Genomic DNA, 26,383 nt, shown 5'->3' on the forward strand with positions numbered 1-26,383 from the left:
CCCCCCGCACAGCGGGAGGCGAGAGAAGGGCGTAAATTATGGCCGGAAGGTGGCCCACACCGGCGCGTGGTCGGACGGTTTTTCCATTCCGCGGATCTCATAATCGATTCCGGTCTCCACGCAGCGCTGGGCCAGAGGCTGGCTGGCCAGCAGCAGGTCGATGCGCAGCCCGCGGTTATCTTCGAAGCCTTTGGAGCGGTAATCGAACCACGAGAAGTGCTCCTGATTGTCCGGATTAGCCTGACGCCAGGTATCCACCAGGCCCCAGCCCAGCAGGCGATCCATCCACTCCCGCTCTTCCGGCAGGAAGGAACATTTGCCGGTACGCAGCCAGCGTTTGCGGTTCTCTTCACCAATACCGATATCGAGATCGGTGGGACTGATGTTCATATCGCCCATGATCAGCACCGGATTCTCTTTGTTGAGTTCGGTCTCCAGATAGTTCTGCAGATTCTGATAGAACGCCGCTTTGGCCGGGAATTTGGTTTCATGATCGCGGCTTTCACCCTGTGGGAAATAACCGTTAATCACCGTGACGTTGCCGAAAGGCGACGGGATCTCCGCCATGATGATGCGGCGCTGAGCCTCTTCGCCATCGTCCGGGAAACCGCGGCGGACGGCAATCGGCGTCTCTTTGGTCAGCAGCGCGACGCCATAATGGCCTTTTTGTCCATGATAAAAGACGTTATAGCCGAGTTTGGCGACCTCTTCGAGAGGGAACATATCGTCGTGAACTTTGGTTTCCTGCAGGCCAATCACGTCCGGCTGGTGTTTTTCGACGATGGCGGCCAGTTGGTGTGGGCGGGCGCGCAGGCCGTTGATATTAAAAGAGACGAATTTCATAGTCGCTGCCACTGTGCAAGGTGAATAGTGCAGGGATGGTAGCAGAAATTCGCCTGGCTGGCTGCCACCGGATGCGTCATTCTGCCAATCGCTGCGCATGAGCGTGCCGTAGTTGCCCCTTTTACGGGCATGCCGCGCCAAAAAAGGGCAAATATCTACGATAAATTTCGCAGAGGATCACAATTACAGAATTATATCTTACCGTTGCATAACTTATCTTCTTTAATCACTGTTTATCCCCCTTTATCGGATACTTATTCACTAAATATGCATTTTATGTGAATAGCGTTCGGCTGTAACTCCTTGATTCTGCGTTATCTCAACCGGTTTATGCATTTTTATCGCTGGCTGGCACGAACCGTGCAATCTACATTTACAGCGTGATAACTCATATTTATTAACATTATTGCTACTTTTAATTTACCGGAAGAGGTCGATATGTCTCAGTCAATTACGCGTAACCACTTTGATGAATGGATGATGCCGGTCTACGCGCCAGCGGCGTTTATTCCGGTGCGGGGCGCCGGGTCGCGGCTGTGGGATCAGCAGGGCAAAGAGTATATCGATTTTGCCGGCGGCATCGCCGTGAACGCGCTGGGGCACGCCCATCCGCGTCTGGTGCAAGCTCTGACCGACCAGGCCGGCAAATTCTGGCATACCGGCAACGGCTACACCAATGAGCCGATCCTGCGTCTGGCAAAAATGCTTATCGATGCCACCTTCGCCGACCGGGTCTTCTTCTGTAACTCCGGCGCTGAGGCCAATGAGGCGGCGCTCAAGCTGGCGCGTAAATATGCCCACGACCGCTTTGGCAGTGAAAAAAGCGGCATCGTCGCTTTCCAGAACGCCTTCCACGGGCGGACACTGTTCACCGTCTCGGCGGGCGGTCAGCCGGCCTACTCCCGGGATTTTGCCCCGCTGCCGCCGCAGATCCAGCATGCGGTGTTTAACGATCTCGAGTCGGCAAAGGCCTTAATCAATGACCAAACCTGCGCGGTGATCGTCGAGCCGGTGCAGGGCGAAGGGGGCGTGGTGCCGGCCAGCGGCGAGTTTTTACGCGGCCTGCGCCAGCTTTGCGACCAGCACAACGCTCTGCTGATTTTCGATGAAGTGCAGACCGGGGTCGGGCGCACCGGCGAGCTGTATGCCTATATGCACTACGGCGTGACGCCCGATGTGCTGACCACCGCCAAAGCGCTGGGCGGCGGTTTCCCTATCGGCGCGCTGCTGGCGACAGAGGCCTGCGCCAGCGTGATGACCGTCGGTACCCACGGCACCACCTACGGCGGCAACCCGCTGGCCGGGGCGGTGGCCGGCGAGCTGCTGTCGATCGTCAACACCCCGGAAGTCCTCTCCGGCGTCAGACAGCGCCACCAGTGGTTTTGCGAGCGTCTGCAGGCGATCAACGCCCGCTATGGTCTGTTCAAGGAGATCCGCGGCCTGGGACTGCTGCTCGGCTGCGTACTGAACGACGCCTGGGCCGGGAAGGCGAAAACGCTCAGCAACCTGGCGGCGGAAGAGGGGGTGATGATCCTGATCGCCGGCGCTAATGTGGTGCGTTTTGCGCCGGCGCTGAACGTCAGTGAAGAAGAGGTGAATAGCGGGCTGGATCGCGTCGAGCGGGCCTGTGCGCGTTTCGTGGCAGGAGTCTCATCATGATGGTTATTCGACCGGTGGAGCCGGGCGATTTGCCCGGGCTGCTGAAGCTGGCAGCGGAGACCGGCGGCGGGCTGACCTCGCTGCCGGTGGATGAAGCGACCCTCGCGGCGCGGATCGCCCGCTCGCAGCAGACCTGGCGCGGCGAGCTACCGAAAAGCGAGCAGGGCTATGTCTTTGTGCTGGAGGAGAGCGAAAGCGGCGCGGTGGTGGGCATCTGCGCGATCGAGGTGGCGGTGGGGCTCAACGATCCCTGGTATAACTACCGGGTCGGCACCCAGGTCCATGCCTCGAAGGAGCTCAACGTCTATCAGGCGTTGCCGACGCTGTTTCTCAGCAACGACCATACCGGCAGCAGTGAGCTGTGTACCCTGTTCCTCGACCCGCAGTGGCGCAAAGAGGGCAATGGCTATCTGCTGTCGAAATCGCGCTTCTTATTTATGGCCGCCTTTCGCGAGCGCTTTAATGAGAAGGTGGTCGCCGAGATGCGCGGGGTGATTGACGAGCAGGGCTACTCGCCGTTCTGGGAGAGCCTGGGCAAACGCTTTTTCGCCATGGAGTTTTCCCGCGCCGACTACCTGTGCGGCACCGGACAGAAGGCTTTCATTGCAGCCCTGATGCCCAAGCATCCGCTGTATATCGATTTCCTTTCCCCTGAGGCGCAGGCGGTGATCGGCAAGGTTCATCCGCAGACCGCCCCGGCCCGGACGGTGCTGGAGAAAGAGGGGTTCCGCTACCTGAACTACATCGATATTTTCGACGGCGGCCCGACTCTGGAGTGCGACATCGACAGGGTGCGGGCGATCCGCAAAAGCCGTCTGGTGACCACCGAGGCCGGTGAAACCCCACCCGGTGACTGGCCGCTGTGCCTGGTGGCGAATGAACAGTATCACCAGTTCCGCGCTCTGCTGGTGCATGCCGACCCGGATGGCGACACCCTGACCCTCAGCGCCCGCGAACTGGATATGCTGAAGTGTCATGCCGGCGACCAGGTGCGCATGGTGCGCCTGATCCCTGAGGAGAAAACCGCATGAGTCTGTGGATTAATGGCGAGTGGCGGCCCGGTCGTGGGCCAGGTTTCAGTAAACAGGATCCGGTTAACCTGAAGGTTGTGTGGCAGGGCGAAGCGGCGGATGCCGGGCAGGTTGCTGAGGCGGTGGCGGCTGCCCGCCAGGCGTTCCCGGCCTGGGCGCGGCTGCCGTTTGCCGCCCGTCAGGCGATCGTTGAAAAGTTTGCCGCCCTGCTGGAGGCCAGTAAGGCTGAGCTGACGGCGATGATCGGCGCCGAGACCGGAAAGCCGCGCTGGGAGGCGGCCGGGGAAGTGACGGCGATGATCAACAAGGTGGCGATCTCGGTGAAGGCCTACCACGTCCGCACCGGCGAACAGCACAGCGATCTGCCCGACGGTGCCGCCACGCTGCGTCACCGGCCGCACGGCGTGCTGGCGGTGTTTGGCCCCTATAACTTTCCCGGCCATCTGCCGAACGGGCACATCGTGCCGGCGCTGCTGGCGGGCAATACTGTGGTCTTTAAACCCAGCGAACTCACCCCGTGCAGCGGCGAAGCGGTGGTGAAACTATGGCAGCAGGCCGGCCTGCCCGCCGGGGTGCTCAACCTGGTGCAGGGCGGTCGGGAAACCGGCGAGGCGCTCAGCGGTCAGGCGGATATCGACGGGCTGCTGTTTACCGGCAGCTCAACCACCGGTTTTCATCTGCATCGCCAGCTGGCCGGGCAGCCGCAGAAGATCCTCGCGCTGGAGATGGGCGGCAATAACCCGCTGATCGTCGACGATCCGCGGGACGTGGATGCCGCGGTGCATCTGACCATCCAGTCCGCCTTTATTACCGCCGGCCAGCGCTGCACCTGCGCCCGCCGTCTGCTGGTCCGGCGCGGCGAGGCGGGCGATGCCTTCCTCTCCCGGCTGGTGACGGTGTGCCAGCGGCTGATCCCGGCGGCGTGGGACGCCGAGCCGCAGCCGTTTCTCGGCGGGCTTATCTCTGAACCGGCCGCGCAGAAAGTGCATCAGGCATGGCTGCAGCGGGTCGCCGCTGGCGCGGTCACGCTGCTGGAGCCACGTTTATTGCAGGCCGGAACGTCGCTGCTAACGCCGGGGATTGTCGACATGAGCGACGTGGCCAATGTTGAAGATGAAGAGGTGTTTGGCCCGCTGCTTGGCGTCTGGCGCTACGACACGTTCGAGGAGGCGATTGCCTTAGCCAACGCCACCCGCTTCGGCCTCTCCTGTGGGTTAATCTCTCCGGAACGGGAGAAGTTTGATCGACTGCTGCTCGAGGCGCGGGCAGGGATAGTCAACTGGAACAAACCGCTGACCGGGGCGGCGAGTACCGCGCCGTTCGGCGGCACCGGGGCGTCCGGTAACCATCGTCCGGGGGCCTGGTATGCCGCCGATTATTGCGCCTGGCCGATGGCCAGCCTTGAATCGCCGACCCTGACGCTGCCCGCCAGCCTGAACCCGGGGCTCGACTTTCTGGCCGGGGAGGCGTCATGACCGCCCGCGAAGTCAACTTTGACGGTCTGCCCGGGCTGACCCATCACTACGCCGGGCTCTCCTTTGGCAACGAGGCTTCCACCCGGCACCGCCACCGGGTGTCGAACCCGCAGCTGGCGGCAAAGCAAGGGCTGAAAAAAATGAAAGCCCTCGCCGACGCCGGCTACCCGCAGGCAGTGATCCCGCCTCAGGAGCGGCCCAATGTGCCACTCCTGAGGCAGCTGGGCTTTAGCGGCAGCGATGAGCAGGTGGTGGCCCGGGCGGCGCAGCAGGATCCGGATCTGCTGTCGGCGGTGAGTTCGGCCTCGGCAATGTGGGTGGCGAACGCGGCGACGGTCTGTCCCTCCGCCGATTCGCTGGATGGCCTGGTGCACCTGACGGTGGCGAATCTGCAGGATAAATTCCACCGCGCCAGCGAAGCACCGACCACAGAGGCGCTGCTGCAGGCGATATTCCCCGACCGCACGCGATTTGCCATCCACCCGGCGCTGCCCGCCTCGGCCTGGTTTGGCGACGAAGGGGCGGCGAACCATAACCGTCTCGGCGGCGAGTATGGCGCCCCCGGCGTCCAGCTCTTTGTCTATGGCCGCCGCCGGGGGAGCGAGGAGGCCCCGCGTCGCTATCCGGCGCGGCAAACCCTTGAGGCCAGCCAGGCGGTAGCGCGCCTCAATCAGGTCAATCCCCGTCAGCTGATCTTCGCCCGCCAGCATCCGACGGCGATCGACACGGGGGTTTTTCATAACGATGTTATCGCGGTGAGCAACCGTCAGGTCCTGTTCTGCCATGAGCAGGCCTTTGCCGACCAGACCGCGCTTCTCCAGCAGCTGGCGCAGCGGGTGCCGGGTTTTACGCCGCTGGTGGTCCCCGCCAGTCGGGTCACGGTGGCAGAGGCGGTTGCCACCTATCTGTTCAACAGCCAGCTGCTGAGCCGGGCGGATGGCAGCATGGCGCTGATCCTACCCCACGAAGCGCAGGAGCATGCCGGCGTCTGGGAATACCTCAATGAGCTGCTGGCCGGGGACAACCCCATCGCCGCGCTACAGGTGTTCGATCTGCGCGAGAGTATGGCCAACGGCGGCGGTCCGGCGTGCCTGCGCCTGCGGGTGGTGTTGACGGCCGAGGAGTATCAGGCGGTCAATCCGCACGTCCTGATGAACGATACGCTGTTTGCCACCCTCAATGACTGGGTGGATCGCTACTATCGCGATCGCCTTACCCAGGCCGACCTCGCCGACCCGCAACTGCTGCGGGAAGGGCGTGACGCGCTGGATCGGTTGACCCAGATCCTGCAGCTCGGTTCGGTTTATCCATTTCAGCAATAAGGGGGCGCGGTGGAACATTTTCTGGCATTAACCCTGGCGGGGCGTTTGCCCCACCATTTTCACGGCGAGACAGCGCACTTTCGCTGGCACTGGTTGGGAGAGGGGATCCTCGAGCTGACGCCGCATGCGCGCTGCGAGCGTGGGCTGGTACTCTCCTGCGCCATTCATGGCAACGAAACGGCACCGGTGGAGATAGTCGACCATCTGGTGCAGCGACTGGTCCGGGAGGCACTCCCGCTGCGCTGGCGGTTGCTGGTGATCGTTGGCAACCCACCGGCGCTGCGGGCGAATAAGCGCTATCTGCACAGCGATATGAACCGGATGTTTGGTGAGCGCTGGCGGCAGTTTCCGCTCAGTAAGGAGACGCAGCGGGCGCAGCGGCTGGAGCAGGCGGTGGCCCGCTTCTATCGCGACCACGATGGTCCGCGCTGGCACCTCGATCTGCATACCGCGATCCGCGGCTCGCTACATCCGCGCTTCGGCGTGCTCCCGGCCCGCGATACGCCGTGGGAAGAGGATTTTCTTCACTGGCTGGGCGGCGCCGGGCTGGAGGCGCTGGTGTTTCATCGCCAGCCAGGCGGGACCTTCACCCACTTCAGCTGCGAACGGTTCGCGGCGCTGGCCTGCACCCTTGAGCTGGGCAAAGCGCTGCCGTTGGGTGAAAACGATCTGACGCAGTTTGCCGCCGCCGAAGGCGCGCTTTCCCGGCTGCTGGTGGGGGATCTGGCCATTGCCGACGCCCCGGCGCCGCTGCGCTACCGGGTGGTACAGCAGATCACCCGCCATAGCGATGATTTCCGCTTGCATATGGCGGATCAGACGCTGAACTTCACCCCCTTCGAACCCGGCACGCTGCTGGCGGAGGAGGGCGAGACGCGGTATGTGGTGGGGCCTGAGCCGGAGTATGTCCTGTTTCCCAATCCGACGGTGGCGAAGGGACTGCGCGCCGGCCTGATGCTGGAGAAATTATCCTGAGGGCAAGCCGTCCGCCGGGCGGCCTGCTTTATTTCGCGCGTCTTTTTTCGCCATCTTATTTTTTCGTGCGCCAGTGTAAATTTGCAGATTATTCCTGGTAAAATGCTTTGTTTTTAATCTCCCCTCCTTTATACTCTCCATAATTTCTCTGAAAAACAGTAAGTTATTTATTTTTTATTGCAATTCTTCGGCTAAATTCCTTATTTTCTCCATAATTGGCGAGAAACTGTTTTTTACACTTTCATTGTTTTACTCTTGCTCTGACTAATTGACGATTAACGTCGTAAAGTTAATCTCGTCAACACGGCAACGCGCCGTAAGAATAACGTAAAGTAAGGATTGAATGATGAAGAAACTCACTGCACTGTTTGTTGCCTCTACTCTGGCTCTGGGCGCGGCTAACCTGGCACACGCCGCCGACACCACCACCGCGCCGAGCGACAGCAAGCCGATGATGATGCATCATAAAGGCGGCCCGGGTCAGCATGACATGATGTTTAAAGGCCTGAACCTGACCGATGCGCAGAAACAACAGATCCGCGACATCATGAAGAGCCAGCGTGAGAACATGAAGCGTCCGTCCCTCGACGAACGCCGCGCGATGCACGATCTGATCGCCAGCGACACCTTCGATAAGGCGAAAGCGGAAGCGCAGATCGATAAGATGGAAGCGCAGCATAAAGCGATGGCGCTGTCCCGCCTGGAAACGCAGAACAAGATCTACAACATTCTGACTCCAGAGCAGAAAAAACAGTTCAATGCTAATTTTGAGAAGCATCTGACAGAACGCAACGCGCCGGCAGGTAAAATGCCTGCACCTGCTGAATAATGTAGCGAACTGAATCAAGACCGCCGGTCTTGCCCAATAATGCCATCAGGCGTTGGGCAGGGCCGGCGGTTTTTTTATTGGTGGTTTCTCAGCCAAGCGGGTGCAGCGGGTAGTTGCCGCTGAGCAGGGGCTTACAGAGGATCTTGTAACCATCCTGGTCGAATCCGGCGGGCAGACGGGTCAACTCAGCGGCCTGGTCGAGCGAGTCGACGGCGCCCAGCCACAGCCAGTTATGAATGACGTGATACTGCGTCATATCCGGGCCGCGCTCCTCCAGCGCCACCGGTCCCGCCCACGGCCAGCACACCAGCTGCAGTTTACTCATCTGCGCCAGCAGGCGATCTCTGTGCGCCTCCACGCTCTCCTTTCCACAGCAGGCGCCGGCGCAGCGGCCCAGCGCGGAGCGAAAGCAGGCGCGGCCGCGGCTGAGCGGTTCCAGACCAAGCAGGCCATAACAGAGGCGCTGTTCGTCGGCAAGGCTCTGCAGCATCTGCAGCGCCGCCCGCCGGTTGGCGAACAGGCCATAGAGATGCTGCTGGTGCGAGAAATCAACCTCGCGGGCATAGACAATCTGCGGCCGGTGGTCCGCAAGTCGCCAGGCGCAGAGCTGCTTGTTACGCCGTAGCCGCTTGTTAAACAGCGGCTGCTGCTCTTTAATCAGCCGCGCCTCCAGCAGCAGCGCTCCCAGCTCGCCTGCGGTGCGCTGCCAGGTGATACGCCGCGACTGACGCAGCATCGCGGCCTCTTCGGGCGTGCGCAGGTGAGATAACACACGGCTGCGAAGGTTGACGCTCTTACCGATATAGAGCGGCATTGTGTCGCTGTCGCCGTGAAACTGATAGACGCCCGGCAGCTTTGGCAGCGCCTCCAGCCACGGGCGAAGATGTTCGGGATATTCATAGATCGCCGCCGCTTCAAACTCCAGACGCGGGGCAGATTGCTTTCTGGCCACAATAACTCCTGATACTGTCTATCTATCCAGTATAGCAGGCGGTTTTTGCGGCGAAAAGCGCAAAAAATAACCCCGGCGCGGGCCGGGGCGGGGAGGGACTATTTTTTCCAGAAATCGTCAAAGACGGTGATCGGTGGCCGACGCTTGTGTTCGGTTTTCAGATACCAGCCTTCGATCGTTTTGGCGATACTGGGATCCAGCGTTTTGCCTTCCAGATAATCGTCGATGTTCTCGTAGGTGACACCCAGGGCCACTTCATCCGGCAGGGAGGGGCGATCGTCTTCCAGGTCGGCGGTCGGCAGCTTCTTATACAGATGTTCCGGGCAGCCGAGATGGGCCAGCAGCTGTTTGCCCTGACGTTTGTTCAGGCGGAAAATTGGGTTGATGTCGGTGCCGCCGTCGCCATATTTGGTGAAGAAGCCGGTAATCGCTTCCGCCGCATGGTCGGTGCCGACCACCACCCCTTTGGTCATTCCGGCGATGCTGTACTGGGCCTTCATCCGCTCACGGGCTTTTTCGTTACCGCGAACAAAGTCGCTCAGTTCGATCCCCGCTTCGCGGAGCGCCTGTTCACTGGCCAGTACCGAGGCTTTGATATTCACCGTCAGCACCCGGTCAGGCTGGATAAAGGCGATGGCGTCCTGGCAGTCCTGCTCATCCGCCTGCACGCCATAGGGCAACCGAACGGCAATAAACTGCAGGCTGCTGTCGCCCGTTTCGGCACGCAGTTCATTAATCGCCATCTGGCACAGTTTCCCCGTCAGGGTGGAGTCCTGGCCGCCGCTGATACCCAGCACCAGCGATTTAATAAACGGGTAGGTCTGCAGGTAGGACTTCAGGAAATCGACGCTGCGGCGGATCTCGCCGGCGACATCAATCTGCGGCTTTGCGCCCAGCGCCTGAATAATCTCTTGTTGTAGCGTCATCGCGCCCTCCGAAAGTGAATCTGTTTGGCAAGCTGTTGGCTTAAAGCTACCTCTTTGCCGCTGAAACGACAAGGACCGGGGTTTTGACTGCCGGAAAAGAAGGCAATCAATGACATAGGATTTCATTATAGATGCCACTACGCGGGAGAAACCGCCGGTCGACAGCGGCGCGTCAATCCTGTTTACGCAATAACACAATCAGACATGATTTCGTTGTTCGGCTTGAAAAATAACACTATTTATTCCAGGCTTATCGTTACACAGTAGAAGAGAGGAACCAAAATGAACAAAAGCTTAGCAGGAATACTGGGCGTCACCGTCGCGTTAACCTTACTGGCGGGCTGTACCGCTTACGATCGTACCAAAGACCAGTTTACCCAGCCGGTGGTGAAAGATGTGAAGAAAGGGATGTCGCGTCAGCAGGTGATGCAGATCGCTGGCAAACCTTCAACGGAAGTGACCATGGTTCATGCCCGCGGCACCTGCCAGACCTACATCCTCGGTCAACGGGATGGTAAAGTAGAGACCTACTTTGTGGCCCTCGACGACACTGGCCATGTGATTAACTCCGGCTACCAGACCTGCGCCGAGTATGATACTGACCCGCGCAACGCCAAGTAAGCTTCCTACTGTTTACTGAGCCCTACGTAAGCCCGACCACTGGTCGGGCTTTTTTGTGAGTACTGATGCTTATTTAATTGCGCGAATTATTTGGGTGAAAATGTGAGGGTAGTCAAAACCAGAGGTCAATGAGAGACAATTCTGTTCAACAGCGAATTATCCTGGCGGCTCAGCTTGCCGTATACTCAACCCATAAACAGAATTAACCGGATGTTACCAGTCTTACCGGCTCTCAGCGGTTGCTGAAGGCCCTGGTCTCACACATTGAGGAAGCGTTCATGGAAAAGAAACACATTTATCTCTTCTGCTCGGCAGGCATGTCTACATCACTGCTGGTCTCCAAAATGCGCGCGCAGGCAGAAAAATACGAAGTCCCGGTCATTATTGAAGCCTATCCCGAAACCCTGGCAGGTGAAAAGGGACCGGAAGCCGACGTGGTATTATTAGGACCACAAATTGCGTATATGTTACCGGAAATTCAGCGCCTGCTGCCGAATAAACCGGTAGAAGTCATCGATTCTCTTCTGTATGGCAAGGTGGATGGTTTAGGTGTATTGAAAGCCGCCGTCGCGGCCATTAAGAAAGCTGCAGCACAATAATTTTAACTTTTAAAACTCGATGTATTTTGACGCCTGGCGGCACCCTGTTGCCGGACGTCAAAAAATAAAGAGTTTATTTTCCCGTCAAAGAGTAATTTCATACATCATCGCCGTAATAGTTTATTGCGGCTTTTAAGGGTATTGACTATGAGTAAAGTGATCGACTCGCTTGAAAAGGTACTCCTTCCTTTTGCAGTGAAAATAGGAAAGCAGCCGCATATTAATGCGATTAAAAACGGATTTATTAAGTTAATGCCGTTGACCCTCGCCGGGGCCATGTTTGTATTAATTAACAACGTTTTTCTGAGCTTCGGCGAAGGCTCTTTCTTTTATTCTATGGGCATTCGACTGGATGCCTCCACCATTGAAACCTTAAACGGCTTTAAGGCTATCGGCGGGAACGTCTATAACGGTACCCTCGGCATTATGTCGCTGATGGCGCCGTTCTTTATCGGCTCCGCGCTGGCGGAAGAGCGCAAAGTTGACCCGATGGCCGCGGGCCTGCTGGCGGTGGCGGCCTTCATGACCGTGACCCCGTATAGCGTGGGCGAAGCCTATGCGGTGGGCGCCAACTGGCTGGGCGGGCAGAACATCATCTCCGGGATGATTATCGGTCTGGTTGTCGCAGAACTGTTCACCTTCGTGATCCGTCGTAACTGGGTGATCAGACTGCCGGACAGCGTGCCAGGGTCAGTATCGCGCTCTTTCTCCGCGCTGATCCCGGGCTTCTTGATCCTCTCTATCTTCGGCATTATCTCGTGGGCCCTGTCGAGCTACGGCAGCAACTTCCACCAGATCATCATGGACTCGATCTCCACGCCGCTGGCGGCGATGGGCAGCGTGGTCGGCTGGGCATACGTTATCTTTAACTCCCTGCTGTGGTTCTTCGGTGTGCACGGTTCCCTGGCGCTGACGGCGCTGGATAACGGCATCATGACCCCGTGGGCGCTGGAAAACATCGCGCTGTACAACCAGTACGGCTCGGTTGATGCGGCTATCGAAGCAGGCAAACAGTTCCACTTCTGGGCCAAGCCGATGCTCGACTCCTATATCCTGCTGGGTGGCTCCGGGGCAACGTTGGGTCTGATTATCGCCATCTTTATCGCTTCCCGTCGCGCTGACCATCGTCAGGTGGCGAAGCTGGCACTGCCGTCAGGCATCTTCCAGATTAACGAACCGATTCTGTTTGGTCTGCCGATCATTATGAACCCGGTGATGTTCATCCCCTTCGTGCTGGTCCAGCCGATTCTGGCAGCCATTACGCTGGCGGCTTATAGCCTGGGGATTATCCCTCCGGTGACCAACCTGGCGCCGTGGACCATGCCGACCGGTCTGGGAGCGTTCTTTAACAGTAACGGCAGCGTGGCCGCCCTGCTGGTAGCCCTGTTCAACCTTGGCGTCGCGACTCTGGTCTACCTGCCGTTTGTGGTGCTGTCGAATAAAGCGCAGACCGTCATCGAGCAGGAAGAGAGCGAAGAAGACATCGCTAACGCACTGAAATTCTGATACCGCGCGGTACGGGCAGTGCCCCGTACCGCCTGATAAATGAGGGAAATATTATGTTTGATCTGGACAACATCGACGCGGTAGAAACCCCGGAAAATGACCTCGAAGAGGTGGTGATGGGGTTGATTATCAACTCCGGACAGGCCCGCAGCCTGGCCTATGGCGCGCTGAAGCAGGCGAAGCAGGGCGATTTTGCCGCGGCGAAAGCGATGATGGAGCAGTCGCGCCAGGCGCTGAGCGAGGCGCATCGCGTGCAGACCCAGCTTATCGAAAGCGACGAGGGCGAAGGCAAAATGAAGGTCAGCCTGGTGCTGGTGCATGCTCAGGACCATCTGATGACCTCGATGCTGGCCCGTGAGCTGGTCGCCGAATTGATTGAGCTGCACGAGAAGGTACAATAGGCCATCGCGACGATGAGGCAGCCCAGGATGATGACCACCGAGATCAGTACCGCCAGAGAACAACAGCTGTTCAACGGGAAGAACTTTCATGTGGTCATCTATAACAAAACGGAAAGCGTGAGCGGGCTTCACCAGCATGATTACTACGAATTTACCGTGGTATTAACCGGGCGCTATTACCAGGAGATCAATGGCAAACGGGTGCTGCTGGAGCGCGGGGATTTCGTCTTTATCCCGATGGGTTCGCACCACCAGAGCTTTTACGAATTTGGGGCGACGCGCATCCTTAACGTCGGCATCAGCAGACGCTTCTTTGAGAAACATTATCTGCCGCTGCTGCCGTTTGGCCTGGTGGCCTCCCAGGTTTACGCCGTGCAGAGCGCTTTTCTCGGCTACGTTGAGTCGGTCATCGCCTCACTCAATTTTCGCGAAACGGAATTTGACGAATTTATCGAGCTGGTTTCCTTTTATGTCATTAACCGTTTACGCCACTATCGCGAAGAGCCGGTTGCCGATGTTATTCCGCAATGGCTAAAAAATACCGTTGAGGCCATGCACGATAAGCTGAAATTCGGTGAGGGCGCGCTCGAGAATATGGTTCGTCTCTCGGGAAAAACGCAGGAATATTTAACCCGGGCGACCCAGCGCTATTATGGTAAAACGCCGATGCAGATAATTAATGATATCCGTATTAACTTTGCCAAAAAGCAGCTGGAAATTACCAACTATTCGGTGACGGATATTGCGTATGAATCCGGGTACAGTAGCCCGAGCCTGTTTATTAAAACCTTTAAAAAACTAACGTCGTTTACGCCGAGCAGTTATCGCAAACATTTGACCAGTATTAATTAAACCCGCGCGGTTTTAGCCGCCAGGTTTATACCGTAAATCATTCAAATTAACTGTCCGCATTGTTGCGGAGAGCGGCCTGCGTCCAGGCGTAGCGCCCAAGGGAGAAAAAGATGAGCCAGAAATTAAAAATAGTCACTATTGGCGGCGGCAGCAGCTATACCCCGGAATTACTGGAAGGCTTTCTGAAACGTTACCATGAACTGCCGGTCACTGAACTGTGGCTGGTGGATGTGGAAGAGGGCCAGGAGAAGCTCGATATTATCCATGCTCTGTGCGAGCGGATGGTGGAAAAAGCCGGCGTGCCGATGAAGGTCTATAAAACGCTGGATCGCCGTGCGGCGCTGCAGGGCGCGGATTTTGTCACCACCCAGCTGCGCGTGGGCCAGCTGAAGGCGCGTGAAAAAGATGAGCGTATTCCGCTGAGCCACGGCTACCTGGGCCAGGAGACCAACGGGGCGGGTGGGCTGTTTAAAGGGCTGCGCACCATCCCGGTGATTTTCGATATCGTAAAAGATGTGCAGGAGATTTGCCCGGACGCGTGGATCATCAACTTCACCAACCCGGCGGGCATGGTCACCGAGGCGGTCTATCGCCACACCAGTTTCAAACGCTTTATCGGCGTGTGCAACATTCCTATCGGCATGAAGATGTTCATCACCGACGTGCTGCAGCTCAGCCCGAGCGATGAGCTGAATATCGACCTGTTCGGTCTGAATCATCTGGTGTTCGTCCGCGACGTGCTGGTTAACGGCGTCTCGCGCTTCGATGAACTGCTGGACGGCGTGGCCTCTGGCCGCCTGACCGCGAACTCGGTGAAAAATATTTTCGACCTGCCGTTTAGCGAGGGGCTGATCCGCTCCCTGCGCCTGATCCCATGCTCCTATCTGCTCTACTACTTTAAGCCAAAAGAGATGCTGGCGATTGAGATGGGCGAGTACTATAAGGGCGGCGCGCGCGCTCAGGTGGTACAGAAGGTGGAGAAACAGCTGTTTGAGCTATATAAAAATCCAGATCTCAAGGTTAAGCCGAAGGAGCTGGAGCAGCGCGGCGGCGCCTATTACTCCGATGCCGCTTGCGAAGTGATCAACGCTATCTATAACGACAAGCAGACTGAGCACTATGTGAATATCCCGCATCATGGCCACGTGGATAATATCCCGGCGGACTGGGCGGTCGAGATGAGCTGCACCTTAGGTCGCGACGGCGCGAAGCCGACGCCGCGCATCACCCATTTCGATGAGAAGGTACTGGGGCTTATCTACACCATCAAGGGGTTCGAAGTGGCGGCCAGCCAGGCGGCGATCAGCGGCGAGCTGAATGATGTGCTGCTGGCGCTGAACTTAAGCCCGCTGATCCATTCCGATCGTGACGCCGAGCAGCTGGCGCGGGAAATGATTCTGGCGCATGAAAAATGGCTGCCGAACTTTGCGGCGACTATCGAAAAACTGAAATCTTAACAGGAGCGGCCAATGGAACGCGTATTGATCGTCAATGCCGACGACTTCGGCCTCAGTAAAGGGCAGAACTACGGCATTATCGAGGCCTGCCGCAACGGCGTGGTGACATCGACCACGGCGCTGGTCAACGGCGCGGCCATTGACCACGCCGCCCAGCTAAGCCGCAGTACCCCGGAGCTGGCGGTCGGCATGCACTTTGTGCTGACGCTGGGCGAGCCGCTGTCGGCCATGCCGGGATTAACCCGCGAAGGCCGGCTGGGCAAATGGATCTGGCAGCAGGCAGAAGAAGGTCGCCTGCCGCTGGAGGAGATCGCCCACGAGCTGGCGTGTCAGTACCGTCGTTTTGTCGATCTCTTCGGTCATGAGCCGACGCATCTCGACAGCCACCACCATGTGCATATGATCTCCCCGATCTATCCCATCGTGGCGGCCTTTGCCCGCGAGAAGGGTATCGCGTTACGTATTGACCGCCAGGTGGCGGCGCAGAGTGGGCTCGATCAACAGGCGGCGCGCAGCAGCGCAGGCTTCAGCAGCGAGTTTTACGGCGAAGCTGTCTCTGAGGAACTGTTTCTGCAGACGCTGGATGCCTCAATCGCCCGCGGGGAGCGTTCCCTGGAGGTGATGTGTCATCCGGCTTTTGTCGATCAGACCATTATGGGCAGCGCCTACTGCTACCCGCGGCTGGGTGAGCTTGATGTGCTGACGTCTGCCGCGCTGAAAGCGGCGGTAGCCGACCGGGGTTATCGTCTGGGAACCTACCGCGACGTGTAAGCCCGATGGGGGAAAGGGAAAGTGAATCAAGCCCGGCACCGTGTGCCGGGCTTTTTACTACGCCGGAATAGCGGCGATTTTTGGACTTCTCGACCACACGCGATGCGCCGTCATCAGGGCGAGCAGTGTGTCCGCCGCTGGCGTGTCGAGAGCATCGGTGACGATGACCCCCTCTTCACCCTGGGCTGGGACCTGCAGAACGGACGTCAGCTGTCGCGCATCCCCTGCCAGCAGGATCGGCTTCAGATGCTTATAGGCTTCCAGCAGGTAATAGCGCGCGTCGCCGCTCTGGCTCAGGGCGCAGAGGTCGCCGCCAGGCACCACTACCGCATCCACCGTCAGCGATGGGGAACCGGCGAAGGTGCCGGCGATCGGCAGGGGAGAGCCATCGTCGGCGATGACTTCGCCCATCCGCGAGTAGAGCAGCTTGCTGTGCACGCCCTGGGCCTGCAGCGCCTGCAGAAGATGGACCAGATCCTGCGCCGAGGTGCGTTCGTTGAGCAGGACGGCCACTACACGGCCTTTCACATCCCCTTCGGCGTCGGCGTAGAGGCTGAGGCTGGGGTCTTTCTCCACGCCGTTGACCGGGGAGGGCAGGGTAATGTTACGCTGATCGTCGCTCAGTTCGATACCTAAGTTCGCCCCGACCGCTTCCGCCAGCTTAGTATCAATGTGGGCCAGATGATCGACCACCCGCTCGCGGATCCAGGTGCGGACCACTTTGCTGAGTTCGAAGCTGAAACCATCGATAATATGCTGCTGCTCAATCGGCGTCTGGCTCAGCCAGAACAGACGCGGCTGGGCGTAATATTCGCCGAACGAAGGGCTGCGCTGGCGGATTTTTTCGCCGTCGACGCGCTCGGCGAGGGACTCAAAGCCGCCGCGTTTGGCCGCTGGCGGCGTCTCGCGCGGCCAGTTGTCGTTAATGGAGTTGGGCTCATAGTTGGCCGGATTGGTGTCAATGTCCATCCGGTGCATCCCGTCGCGCTGGAAATTGTGATACGGGCAGGTTGGACGGTTGATGGGGATTTCATGGAAGTTCGGCCCACCCAGGCGGCTAATTTGCGTATCGGTGTAAGAGAAGAGGCGCCCCTGCAGCAGCGGATCGTTGCTGAAATCAATGCCCGGTACGATATGCCCGGGATGAAAGGCCGCCTGTTCGTTTTCGGCAAAGAAGTTGTCCGGATTGCGGTTGAGGACCATCTTGCCAACCCGTAAGACCGGCACCAGCGCCTCGGGGATCAGCTTGGTGGGATCGAGCAGATCGAAGTCAAAATCAAACTCGTTCTCCTCGGGGATGAGCTGCAGGCCAAGCTCAAATTCCGGGTAGTCCCCGGCTTCGATGGCCTCCCACAGGTCGCGGCGATGAAAATCAGGGTCGCGGCCGGTCAGCTTCTGCGCTTCATCCCACACCAGCGACGCCTTGCCGGCCACCGGTTTCCAGTGGAAGCGAACGAAGGTGGCTTTGCCCTCGGCGTTGATCAGACGGAAAGTGTGGATCCCAAAGCCTTCCATGGTGCGATAGCTGCGCGGGATGCCGCGATCCGACATCGCCCACATCACATTGTGCAGCGTTTCCGGTTGCAGGGAGACATAGTCCCAGAAAGTATCGTGGGCGCTCTGTCCCTGCGGGATGGCCCAGTGAGGCTCAGGCTTCACGGCGTGGACAAAGTCGGGGAACTTCATCGCGTCCTGGATGAAGAAGACCGGTGTGTTGTTGCCGACCAGGTCAAAAATCCCTTCGTCAGTGTAAAACTTGGTAGCGAAGCCGCGAATATCGCGGACGGTGTCCGCCGACCCCGCGCCGCCCTGCACGGTGGAGAAGCGCACAAAGACCGGGGTGATCTTATCGGCTGCCGAGAGAAAATCGGCTTTGGTCAACGCCGCCAGGCTTTTGTAGGGCTGAAAGTAACCGTGGGCGGCAGAGCCGCGGGCATGAACGATACGCTCCGGAATTCGCTCATGGTCAAAGTGGGTGATCTTCTCCCGCAGAATAAAATCTTCCAGCAGCGTTGGGCCGCGGGCGCCGGCGCGCAGCGAATTCTGATCGTCGGCAATACGTACGCCCTGGTTGGTGGTCAGCGGATAGTCTTCTCCGCCTTTACGCTGCGGCTCCAGGGCGTCAAGTTTGCTGCTGTGGGTTTCCGGTGCTTTCAGGCTGCCGGGGGCGGTCGGTTCGGCGCCTGGGGCGGTGGGTTTCGGCGTGGGGCGCCACTCCTGGTCATCCGGCGCCAGCGAGTCGAGCCCCGGTTTCGCTTCCTCGCTGTCGTGGACCGGTGCCTGCTGGTGGTGAGGGTTTGGGTGCTTATCAGACATTACTCGTCTCCTGCTTTCATTGCTAAAAGTGGTCGTTGATAAACCAAAACCCTTCTAACTATAGAACATTACGCTGCCTGCGCTCGGCGCAGGGGCAGGGAGTTATCCTAAAATGCGCATCGGCGGCAGGGGGGCGACGAACGGGCCCACAATCGGCTATGATAGAGGTTTATGTTTCCCGCTCTGTTTAGTGAATCCATTTGTTATGAAACCATTGCGCCAACAAAATCGCCCTGTCATTAGCTACGTGCCGCGCGTGGAGCCTGCGCCTCCGGAACATGCCGTGAAAATGGACCATTTTCGCGATGTCTGGATTTTGCGCGGGAAGTATGTCGCCTTTCTGCTGATGGGGGAGCATTTTCGCCGCTCGCCAGCGTTCAGCGTGCCGGAGTCGGCCCAGCGCTGGGCTAACCAGGTGCGTCAGGAAGGTGAGATTGAAGCCTGAGTCTGCTGCAGAAATAAAAAAACCGCTGATAATCAGCGGTTTTTTTGTGCTTACCGTTTAGCGATGCGCCAGCTCGGCCTCTTCTTCGCTATCGAAAATCGACTTGTCGGTCTGGCGCAGCCACTGGCTGGTCAGGGTCCCGGCGGTCATTGAGCCGTTAACGTTCAGCGCGGTACGCCCCATGTCGATCAGCGGTTCGACGGAGATCAGCAGCGCTACCAGGGTCACCGGCAGGCCCATCGCCGGCAGAACAATTAGCGCGGCGAAGGTGGCCCCGCCGCCCACCCCGGCGACGCCCGCCGAGCTGACGGTGACGATGCCCACGAGGGTGGCAATCCACATCGGATCCAGCGGGTTAATGCCCACGGTCGGCGCGACCATGACTGCCAGCATGGCCGGGTAGATACCGGCGCAGCCGTTCTGGCCGATGGTGGCGCCAAAGGAAGCGGAGAAGCTGGCAATTGACTCCGGTACGCCCAGGCGTCGGGTCTGCGCTTCCACGTTCAGCGGAATCGACGCGGCGCTGGAGCGGCTGGTGAAGGCGAAGGTGATCACCGGCCAGACTTTACGGAAGTACTTCAGCGGGCTGATGCCGTTAATCGCCAGCAGCAGGCCGTGGACGACAAACATAATGCCCAGCGCAATGTACGAAGCTACCACGAAGCCGCCAAGTTTGATGATGTCCTGCAGATTCGACCCGGCAACCACTTTGGTCATCAGGGCCAGTACGCCGTAAGGGGTCAGCTGCATCACCAGACGAACCAGCTTCATCACCCAGCCCTGCAGGGTATCGATGGCCGTCAGCACGCGCTGGCCTTTTTCCACATCCTCTTTCAGCAGCTTAAGCGCTGCCACGCCGAGGAATGCCGAGAAAATGACGATACTGATGATGGAGGTCGGGTTAGCCCCGGTCAGGTCAGCAAACGGGTTCTTCGGCACAAAGGAAAGGATCAGCTGCGGTACGCTGAGATCGGCCACTTTTCCCACATAGTTGCTCTGGATGGCGTTCAGACGGGCTGTTTCTGCGCTGCCCTGAACCAGACCCTCGGCGGTGAGGCCGAACATATTGGTCACCAGCACGCCAACCAGCGCAGCGATAAGCGTGGTGAACAGCAGAGTGCCGATGCTCAGGAAGCTGATTTTTCCCAGCTGAGAGGCATTATGCAGCCTGGCCACCGCGCTCAGGATCGAGGCGAAGACCAGCGGCATCACAATCATTTGCAGCAGCTGGACATAGCCATTACCGACGATATTGAACCACTGGATGGAATCCTTCAGCACCTGGCTGTCAGACCCGTAGATCAGCTGCAGCGCCAGACCAAAGACCACACCAATGGCCAGACCAACCAGCACTTTCCTGGCCAGGCTCCACTGTTTATGGCGAGTTTGCCCCAGCGCAAACAGTAATACGGCGAACACGACTACGTTCGCTATTAATGGAAAGTTCATCCCCGTTCTCCTGATATTTTTATAACCTGGGCTGGTGGATAACCAGCTCTTATGACGGCAAGGTTAGCAGAAGGCGTTATCAAGGACTTATATTCAAATGGAATGGGTTATAACCAAATGGTGTTTTCCGGCGGTTTATCGGCCACTCTGATGACTAATGAAGCGATTGAAGGTGATTTGCAGGGAATTGATCACTCCGGAAGACCAGCGTATTGCGCTGTTGTCCGCCAGCGTCTGCGGCATCCAGACGGCATAGACGAACAGCGCCATGCATAAAGCGCGCTCCAGTTGGTTACCCTTGCGCGGCGCGAGGATCGGCAGCCGGAAGCGCCAGCGGCAGGGCCACAGCAACGGCACCCCGGCGGGGGTGAGCATATCGGCGAGGATGTGGCTGAGATAGCCCAGCACCAGGCCCTGGAGGGCGTCCGCCGGGACAATCCAGCTGTCAGGCACCTTGAGGTAGAATAGCGTCAGCGCGCCAAAGACGGCCAGCAGGCTGTGGGTGAAGCCGCGGTGGCCAAAGGCCCGCGCCACGGGCTTTGAGATCCAGCTCAGTCGTTGGCCGAGAAATGACTTAGGGTGATCGATGTCCGGCAGCAGGCAGGTCAATACCGCAGAGGGCACAATATGCCACCAGTCGCCCTGCGCCAGCACCGGCGTTAACTCTGCGTTTTTGGCAAATACTGCGCAGGCGATTGAAAAGAAGAGATGGCCTTCCGCCGTCATGATAACACACCCTAAACTGTCGATTCATACAGTATAGGGTTTTTATACAGTGTACGGAAGAGGTGACGGTGTAACTCTTTGTCACAAATTCTCAGCGCGCCAGCCATCCGCCATCAACGGCCAGCGTATAGCCGTTAATATAGTCGGCGGCAGCCGAGGCGAGAAACACCACCGGCCCCTGCAGGTCTTTGGGGTCTCCCCAGCGACCGGCGGGAATGCGCTCGAGGATCGCCTGGTTACGTTCTTCATCTTCACGCAGCGCCTGGGTGTTATTGGTGGCCATATATCCCGGCGCAATGGCGTTGACGTTGATGCGCTGTCCGGCCCATTCGTTGGCCAGCAGGCGGGTCAAACCCAGCACGCCGCTTTTCGAGGCGGTATAGGAGGGGACGCGGATCCCGCCCTGAAACGAGAGCATCGAGGCGATGTTAATGATTTTGCCGCCATCGCCCTGGCGAATGAACTGCCTGGCGACCGCCTGGCTGAGAAAGAAAACCGCTTTGAGATTCAGATCGATCACCGCGTCCCAGTCGCTTTCCGTGAAGGTCAGGGCATCATGGCGGCGGATAATCCCGGCGTTATTGACCAGAATATCGACCCGACCCATCGCCGCGACCGCCTGGTCGACCAGCACGCTCATCTCATCCTGACGGCTGAGATCCGCCTGAATGGCATGAAAGCGGCGACCCAGCGCCAGAACCTGTACTGCCGTGTCATGGGGAATTTTACGGTTGATGCCGACGATATCGCACCCGGCCTGCGCCAGGCCCAGCGTCATCCCCTGTCCCAGTCCGGTATCGCAACCGGTCACGATGGCGACCTTACCCGTCAGGTCGAAGGCGTTCAGTACCATATTCACCTCTGTCAGCTGATCTTCAGGCGTACGATGACGCCACCTGTGACCAGCATAGAGGCAGGAAAACAAAATTACAATAAAAATGAAACGACGTTTTGATTTTATTGCCGGCGGCGTGACAGCGATCGCGTCACCCGCCAGCGTCCTTACCCGAGCAGGGCTTCGGCAGTCAGGGCCTGCAGTGACGGGAGCTTGACGTCCGCCAGCACGAAGCGCGGGTCGCGGCTGTTCTCCGCTTCCGGTACCACGATAGCGCGCATGCGCGCGGCTTTGCTGGCGATCATGCCGTTGACCGAATCCTCCAGCGCGACGCAGCGCTGCGGGTCGACTCCCAGGGCAGCGGCGCAGTTGAGGTATACCTGCGGGTGCGGTTTGCTCCAGGGCAGATGTTCCGCGGAGGCGAGCGCATCAAACTGGTCACGCAGTTCGAACATGTTGAGCACTTTCTCCAGCATCACCAGCGGCGAGGCCGAGGCCAGGCCCACCTTCAAGCCCTGCGCTTTACACAGGGCCACCGCCTCGCGTACGCCCGGTAGCAGCGGGCGTGAGGCTTCCACCAGCTCGATGGCCCGGCGGATAATGCGCGCGGTGGCTTCTGCGCGATCGACGCCGTGCCACGGCTGCTGGGCATACCACAGATCCACCACAAGGTCGATTCGCAGACCAAGCAGGTCGGGCAGTTCATCGCGGCGGCGGGTATCCACCCCCAGGCTTTCCATGACCTCGACCTCCGCCTGATCCCAGAGCGGCTCAGAGTCAATCAGCAACCCGTCCATATCAAAAATCGCGGCCTCAATGCGGCGCTTCGCTGACATATGTCCTTCTCCTGTTGCGTAATCAGATAAACGAATCGGCATTCATGGTATATCATACCGCGCGTTATTGGGCGAAATTCGCCGTGGAAGATAGACTTATACCCGACACATTCGGATCAGCGAGGAGCGCCTGCGCCACGCAACAGGCGGCAGGCGAATCACCAACGCGTCTTTAACAAGGGGAACTCATGACGTACCAACAAGCTGGACGCATAGCGGTTATCAAACGCATTTTGGGATGGGTCATCTTTATTCCCGCCGTGCTGTCGACGCTGATTTCTGTCCTCAAATTTATGTATGAGCACAGTGAAAAGAAACCCGGCATTGACGCGGTAATGATGGATTTTGCGCATGTCATGATTGAGATGATGCGCTTTAACACGCCGTTCCTGAACTTTTTCTGGTACAACTCGCCGCTGCCGGATTTCCACCACAGCCTGAACATCGGCTTCTGGATCATCTTCATTCTGGTTTTTGTCGGCATGGCGCTGCAGGCCTCCGGCGCGCGGATGGCGAGGCAGGCGAAATTTCTTCGCGAGGGGATTGAGGATCAGCTGATCCTCGAGCAGGCCAAAGGCGCAGAAGGGTTATCCCGTGAGCAGCTCGCTGAGCGGATCGTGGTACCGCGCCATACCATCCTGGTGCAATATTTCCCGCTGTATGTGCTGCCGGTGATCGTGATTATTATCGGCTACTTCTTCTTCTCGCTGCTGGGCTTTCTGTAAGCCAGGTGCCCGGTTAGCCGGGCACCATATTATTCTGCCGGCAGAGCCCGCGGTTTACCCTGATTATCGACGGCAACGTAGATAAACAGCGCTTCCGTCGCCTTATAGCGCTGGCCAATCGGTTCAGAAGAGACTTTTTTCACCCACACTTCGATGTTAATCGTCACTGAGGTGTTGCCGCGCTTCACGCAGCGGGCGTAGCAGCACACCACGTCGCCGACGGCGACCGGGCGTAAAAAGGTCATCCCATCCACGCGCACGGTCACCACGCGACCCTGAGCGATCTCTTTGGCCATGATGGCGCCCCCGATATCCATCTGCGACATCAGCCAGCCGCCAAAAATATCCCCGTTGGCATTGGTATCCGCCGGCATCGCCAGGGTGCGTAAAACCATTTCGCCCTTCGGGGCAAGATCTGTAGTTGTCATGCTCTACTCTGTTGTGGTCAAAGACGATCAGCGGGATGCTACTATGAAAACGGGGCGGAGAGAATAGGGGAAAGCGCCCGCAGAGGCGGGCGCGGCACTTCAGAAGGAGAGGGTAACGCCGGCATAATACGCGCGGCCAGGCTCATTGTAGGTCGAGGCGCCGGCGTTTTCGCGATACAGTTGTTTATCAAATAGATTACTTATTCCGGCATTCAGGCGAATATCCCGATTTAGCTGATACTGAGTACCAATACCCACGATGGAATAGGCGCCAACCTCGGTGGTGGCAAGGGTCCCGGTTTCGTTGCGGATCTCCGCATACTGACGCGGCTTCTGACGGCCATAAAGCGTCCAGTTCACATTCGCAGACAGGGCGTCGTTTACCTGCCAGTCGAGCATCGTGTTAACGGTATATTTCGGGATAACCGACAGCGGGTTGCCAGTCTCTTTACTTTCAGATTTGAGCATCCAGGTGGCATTGGTCCGCCAGCTGAGGACATCTCTCAGCACCGGGATCAGCAGATTTCCTTCCAGCCCCTCGACCACGGCTTTGCCGCCGTTCTGCCACTGCAAAATATTATTGCCGCTGGAGGTATAGCCCAGTACCTCTGTTCCGGAGACGATTTTGTTTTTGTAATCGTTGCGAAACCAGGTGACTCCGGCAGCGTAACCATTAAGGTTGAATTCGATACCGATCTCTTTGTTAATACTGATCTCCGGATCGAGGTCAGGGTTGCCCAGCAGATAGCAGCTGCCTTCAGCGATAGTGTTCGGACAACCGTTGCCGCGGGTGGAGAGCAAATAGCCTTCACTGGATTGATAGAGGTTAGGCGCTTTAAACACGCGCGCGATACCGGCCTTCAGCGTGAACATATCGCTCAGCGCCTGAGACAGATTGAGGCTTGGGCTCCAGTTGCTGCCAAACTGATTATGATAATCGAAGCGGATGCCGGGGATCAGGTTGGTGCCAGGCACGGCTTCGATATTATCTTCCAGATAGATACCGGTGAGGGTGGCGCTGTTTTTGGTACTACGTTGCGTAGGGTCGCCCGAGGTCCCAGGGATAGTCTCGCCGTTGCTGTTAGTGGCCTGCATTGATGCCGGGTCGTCGAGCTGATCATGGTTCCATTCCATTCCCAGCGTCAGCGTCTGGTCCGCCAGCCAGAAGAAAGGCACATTGAATTCCGAGGTAGTACGCCAGGATTCCAGACGGCTGGTGGCATAATCCTCACTGTTGATCATGCCCTCGACGCGGCCGGTGGAGCCTTCCTGCAGGCGGGTATTGTTGGTTTTCTCGTAGTAAACACCGGCTTTGGACTGGCCCCAATCCCATAGACCGTTGTAGGTCAGTCCCCAGGACTGGCGATAGAGGCGATTAGTTTCGTGGCCGTACAGGGAGTCCACCAGCCCGTTCGGGCTAAGATTGCCGTTGCTGTACTGGGTATCACCAGCATAGATATTCCCCTGACGACTATAGGCGTAGCTGAAATCGAGGATCTGTTGCGGGGTCATTTTCCATGACAGCAAGGCGTTAATATCTTTATTGCGTACCCCTTCGCGCCCCGCAGCGTAAGAGCCGTTTTGCGCATGGTTAATATCCCAGGCGTCGGGTTCCGTTTTATTGATATTGCCATACAGGCGCATCGTCAGCGCTTCGCCGGCCAGTGGGCCGCTGAGATTGAAGTTAGCGCGATTGGTCGTGCCTTCCTTGTTGTTTTCCGGCTGGTTGGTAAAGAAAGACAGCGAACCGTGCCAGTTGTTGGTCGGGCGTTTGGTAATGATATTGACCACTCCGCCCGCCGCGCCGGAACCATAGCGCGCGGCTGCCGGACCGCGGAGAACTTCAATCCGTTCGACCATCTCTGCAGGTACCCAGTTGCTGTCGCCCCGGGTATCTCGTTCACCGCGCCAGCTATAGCGAACCGCGTTACGTGACGTGACCGGTACCCCATCTATCAGGATCAGGGTGTTCTCCGGCCCCATGCCGCGGATATCAATCTGGCGGTTGTTGCCCCGACTGCCGCTGGCGCTGTTGCCGGTCAAGTTCACCCCGGGCATTTTACGGATGATGTCTGAGAGATCGTTGACCGGCGGCTGCTTAGCAATATCATCTGCCGTGATAATCGACACCCCGGGCTGTTGCTTAAGCACCTCTTCCGCCGTACTGCGCACAATCATCGTTTCGGTATCTTGTTCTGATTCTTCAGCAAAGGCGTTAGGGGCGAGGAGACTGGATATGACCAGCGCCAGGGTCGTGGGGACAGAATATTGCGGCGATCTCATGTAAATATCCTTTTCAAAGCAATTCAAAATGAGATCGAGAATATTAATGATAACCATTATCATTACAATGCAATGAGATGAATCTCCATAAAATCCTCACAATTACCGCAACTTTTTATGC

At 58.2% G+C, this 26,383-nt stretch carries 26 protein-coding genes; 16 read left to right on the forward strand and 10 right to left on the reverse strand.

Annotated elements, in window-relative coordinates; all coding sequences use genetic code 11:
* Positions 1 to 36: 36 nt before the first annotated feature.
* Positions 37 to 843: an exodeoxyribonuclease III gene (gene xthA / locus SPE70_RS10200; protein WP_064170178.1), complete on the reverse strand. Its 807-nt coding sequence runs from the start codon at positions 841 to 843 to the stop codon at positions 37 to 39.
* A gap of 438 nt (positions 844 to 1,281) precedes the next feature.
* Here xthA and astC point away from each other — a divergent pair, with 438 nt between their 5' ends.
* From astC to spy, 6 genes are all read left to right on the forward strand, one after another.
* Positions 1,282 to 2,502 (forward strand): succinylornithine/acetylornithine transaminase, encoded by a 1,221-nt coding sequence (astC, locus tag SPE70_RS10205; RefSeq protein ID WP_064170177.1) that lies wholly within the window; start codon positions 1,282 to 1,284, stop codon positions 2,500 to 2,502.
* Positions 2,499 to 3,533 carry an arginine N-succinyltransferase gene (gene astA / locus SPE70_RS10210; protein ID WP_002901491.1) on the forward strand — a complete coding sequence of 345 codons (1,035 nt, stop codon included), beginning with the start codon at positions 2,499 to 2,501 and terminating at the stop codon, positions 3,531 to 3,533. The genes astC and astA overlap by 4 nt, the downstream gene beginning before the upstream one ends.
* Complete coding sequence (gene astD, locus SPE70_RS10215) at positions 3,530 to 5,008, forward strand: succinylglutamate-semialdehyde dehydrogenase (protein WP_008807741.1); 1,479 nt, start codon at positions 3,530 to 3,532, stop codon at positions 5,006 to 5,008. Before astA ends, astD begins: the two co-directional genes overlap by 4 nt.
* Positions 5,005 to 6,330, forward strand: coding sequence for an N-succinylarginine dihydrolase (gene astB, locus SPE70_RS10220; RefSeq protein ID WP_008807742.1), 1,326 nt, complete (start codon positions 5,005 to 5,007; stop codon positions 6,328 to 6,330). Before astD ends, astB begins: the two co-directional genes overlap by 4 nt.
* A 9-nt stretch (positions 6,331 to 6,339) precedes the next feature.
* Positions 6,340 to 7,305 carry a succinylglutamate desuccinylase gene (gene astE / locus SPE70_RS10225; RefSeq protein WP_032735341.1) on the forward strand — a complete coding sequence of 322 codons (966 nt, stop codon included), beginning with the start codon at positions 6,340 to 6,342 and terminating at the stop codon, positions 7,303 to 7,305.
* Positions 7,306 to 7,648: 343 nt separating this feature from the next.
* Complete coding sequence (spy, locus tag SPE70_RS10230; protein WP_008807744.1) at positions 7,649 to 8,134, forward strand: ATP-independent periplasmic protein-refolding chaperone Spy; 486 nt, start codon at positions 7,649 to 7,651, stop codon at positions 8,132 to 8,134.
* An 88-nt stretch (positions 8,135 to 8,222) separates the two neighbouring features.
* On the opposite strand, the gene cho is transcribed toward spy, so the two are convergent.
* Together cho and nadE are read right to left on the reverse strand one after the other, a co-directional pair.
* The gene (cho, locus tag SPE70_RS10235) at positions 8,223 to 9,086 is read right to left on the reverse strand and encodes an excinuclease Cho (RefSeq protein ID WP_043875474.1); all 864 of its coding nucleotides are present in this window, start codon (positions 9,084 to 9,086) and stop codon (positions 8,223 to 8,225) included.
* Between the two features lie 98 nt (positions 9,087 to 9,184).
* Complete coding sequence (gene nadE / locus SPE70_RS10240; protein ID WP_008807746.1) at positions 9,185 to 10,012, reverse strand: ammonia-dependent NAD(+) synthetase; 828 nt, start codon at positions 10,010 to 10,012, stop codon at positions 9,185 to 9,187.
* 282 nt (positions 10,013 to 10,294) lie between these two features.
* Between nadE and osmE the strand changes: the two genes are divergently transcribed.
* From osmE to chbG, 8 genes are all read left to right on the forward strand, one after another.
* Positions 10,295 to 10,633: an osmotically-inducible lipoprotein OsmE gene (gene osmE, locus SPE70_RS10245; RefSeq protein WP_008807747.1), complete on the forward strand. Its 339-nt coding sequence runs from the start codon at positions 10,295 to 10,297 to the stop codon at positions 10,631 to 10,633.
* Positions 10,634 to 10,911: 278 nt separating this feature from the next.
* Positions 10,912 to 11,232, forward strand: coding sequence for a PTS N,N'-diacetylchitobiose transporter subunit IIB (gene chbB / locus SPE70_RS10250; protein WP_002901547.1), 321 nt, complete (start codon positions 10,912 to 10,914; stop codon positions 11,230 to 11,232).
* Between the two features lie 19 nt (positions 11,233 to 11,251).
* Positions 11,252 to 11,368 (forward strand): hypothetical protein, encoded by a 117-nt coding sequence (locus SPE70_RS10255; RefSeq protein ID WP_012542074.1) that lies wholly within the window; start codon positions 11,252 to 11,254, stop codon positions 11,366 to 11,368.
* 11 nt (positions 11,369 to 11,379) lie between these two features.
* The gene (chbC, locus tag SPE70_RS10260) at positions 11,380 to 12,738 is read left to right on the forward strand and encodes a PTS N,N'-diacetylchitobiose transporter subunit IIC (protein ID WP_008807749.1); all 1,359 of its coding nucleotides are present in this window, start codon (positions 11,380 to 11,382) and stop codon (positions 12,736 to 12,738) included.
* Positions 12,739 to 12,791: 53 nt separating this feature from the next.
* Entirely contained in the window at positions 12,792 to 13,139 is a 348-nt protein-coding gene (chbA, locus tag SPE70_RS10265; protein ID WP_004140356.1) for a PTS N,N'-diacetylchitobiose transporter subunit IIA, read from the forward strand.
* A gap of 27 nt (positions 13,140 to 13,166) precedes the next feature.
* On the forward strand, positions 13,167 to 13,991 hold the full coding sequence (chbR, locus tag SPE70_RS10270) for a transcriptional regulator ChbR (RefSeq protein ID WP_012968458.1): 825 nt from the start codon (positions 13,167 to 13,169) through the stop codon (positions 13,989 to 13,991).
* A gap of 110 nt (positions 13,992 to 14,101) precedes the next feature.
* Entirely contained in the window at positions 14,102 to 15,448 is a 1,347-nt protein-coding gene (locus tag SPE70_RS10275) for a 6-phospho-beta-glucosidase (protein ID WP_064170175.1), read from the forward strand.
* A 12-nt stretch (positions 15,449 to 15,460) separates the two neighbouring features.
* Positions 15,461 to 16,219, forward strand: coding sequence for a chitin disaccharide deacetylase (gene chbG, locus SPE70_RS10280; RefSeq protein WP_008807752.1), 759 nt, complete (start codon positions 15,461 to 15,463; stop codon positions 16,217 to 16,219).
* 57 nt (positions 16,220 to 16,276) lie between these two features.
* Here chbG and katE read toward each other — a convergent pair whose 3' ends face one another.
* A complete protein-coding gene (gene katE, locus SPE70_RS10285) occupies positions 16,277 to 18,535 on the reverse strand; it encodes a catalase HPII (protein WP_064170174.1) in 2,259 nt (752 codons plus the stop codon).
* Positions 18,536 to 18,740: 205 nt separating this feature from the next.
* Here katE and cedA point away from each other — a divergent pair, with 205 nt between their 5' ends.
* Positions 18,741 to 18,980, forward strand: a complete 240-nt coding sequence (cedA, locus tag SPE70_RS10290; protein WP_004151919.1) for a cell division activator CedA — start codon at positions 18,741 to 18,743, stop codon at positions 18,978 to 18,980.
* Between the two features lie 57 nt (positions 18,981 to 19,037).
* Here cedA and SPE70_RS10295 read toward each other — a convergent pair whose 3' ends face one another.
* The 4 genes from SPE70_RS10295 to hxpB form a co-directional block, all read right to left on the reverse strand.
* A complete protein-coding gene (locus SPE70_RS10295; RefSeq protein ID WP_008807755.1) occupies positions 19,038 to 20,429 on the reverse strand; it encodes an L-cystine transporter in 1,392 nt (463 codons plus the stop codon).
* Between the two features lie 135 nt (positions 20,430 to 20,564).
* The gene (locus tag SPE70_RS10300; RefSeq protein ID WP_002901611.1) at positions 20,565 to 21,155 is read right to left on the reverse strand and encodes a metal-dependent hydrolase; all 591 of its coding nucleotides are present in this window, start codon (positions 21,153 to 21,155) and stop codon (positions 20,565 to 20,567) included.
* Positions 21,156 to 21,246: 91 nt separating this feature from the next.
* Positions 21,247 to 22,008, reverse strand: coding sequence for a 2-dehydro-3-deoxy-D-gluconate 5-dehydrogenase KduD (kduD, locus tag SPE70_RS10305; RefSeq protein WP_063106090.1), 762 nt, complete (start codon positions 22,006 to 22,008; stop codon positions 21,247 to 21,249).
* A 149-nt stretch (positions 22,009 to 22,157) separates the two neighbouring features.
* Complete coding sequence (gene hxpB, locus SPE70_RS10310) at positions 22,158 to 22,826, reverse strand: hexitol phosphatase HxpB (protein ID WP_012968454.1); 669 nt, start codon at positions 22,824 to 22,826, stop codon at positions 22,158 to 22,160.
* Positions 22,827 to 23,014: 188 nt separating this feature from the next.
* Between hxpB and SPE70_RS10315 the strand changes: the two genes are divergently transcribed.
* Positions 23,015 to 23,551 carry a YniB family protein gene (locus SPE70_RS10315; protein WP_008807758.1) on the forward strand — a complete coding sequence of 179 codons (537 nt, stop codon included), beginning with the start codon at positions 23,015 to 23,017 and terminating at the stop codon, positions 23,549 to 23,551.
* A gap of 29 nt (positions 23,552 to 23,580) precedes the next feature.
* Here SPE70_RS10315 and yciA read toward each other — a convergent pair whose 3' ends face one another.
* Positions 23,581 to 23,979: an acyl-CoA thioester hydrolase YciA gene (gene yciA / locus SPE70_RS10320; RefSeq protein ID WP_008807759.1), complete on the reverse strand. Its 399-nt coding sequence runs from the start codon at positions 23,977 to 23,979 to the stop codon at positions 23,581 to 23,583.
* A 99-nt stretch (positions 23,980 to 24,078) separates the two neighbouring features.
* On the reverse strand, positions 24,079 to 26,262 hold the full coding sequence (locus SPE70_RS10325) for a TonB-dependent siderophore receptor (protein WP_032730986.1): 2,184 nt from the start codon (positions 26,260 to 26,262) through the stop codon (positions 24,079 to 24,081).
* Positions 26,263 to 26,383 lie beyond the last annotated feature (121 nt).

The sequence above is a fragment of the Klebsiella sp. ZJOU C1 genome, from assembly GCF_035620215.1.
In the GTDB taxonomy this organism is placed as follows: domain Bacteria; phylum Pseudomonadota; class Gammaproteobacteria; order Enterobacterales; family Enterobacteriaceae; genus Klebsiella; species Klebsiella variicola.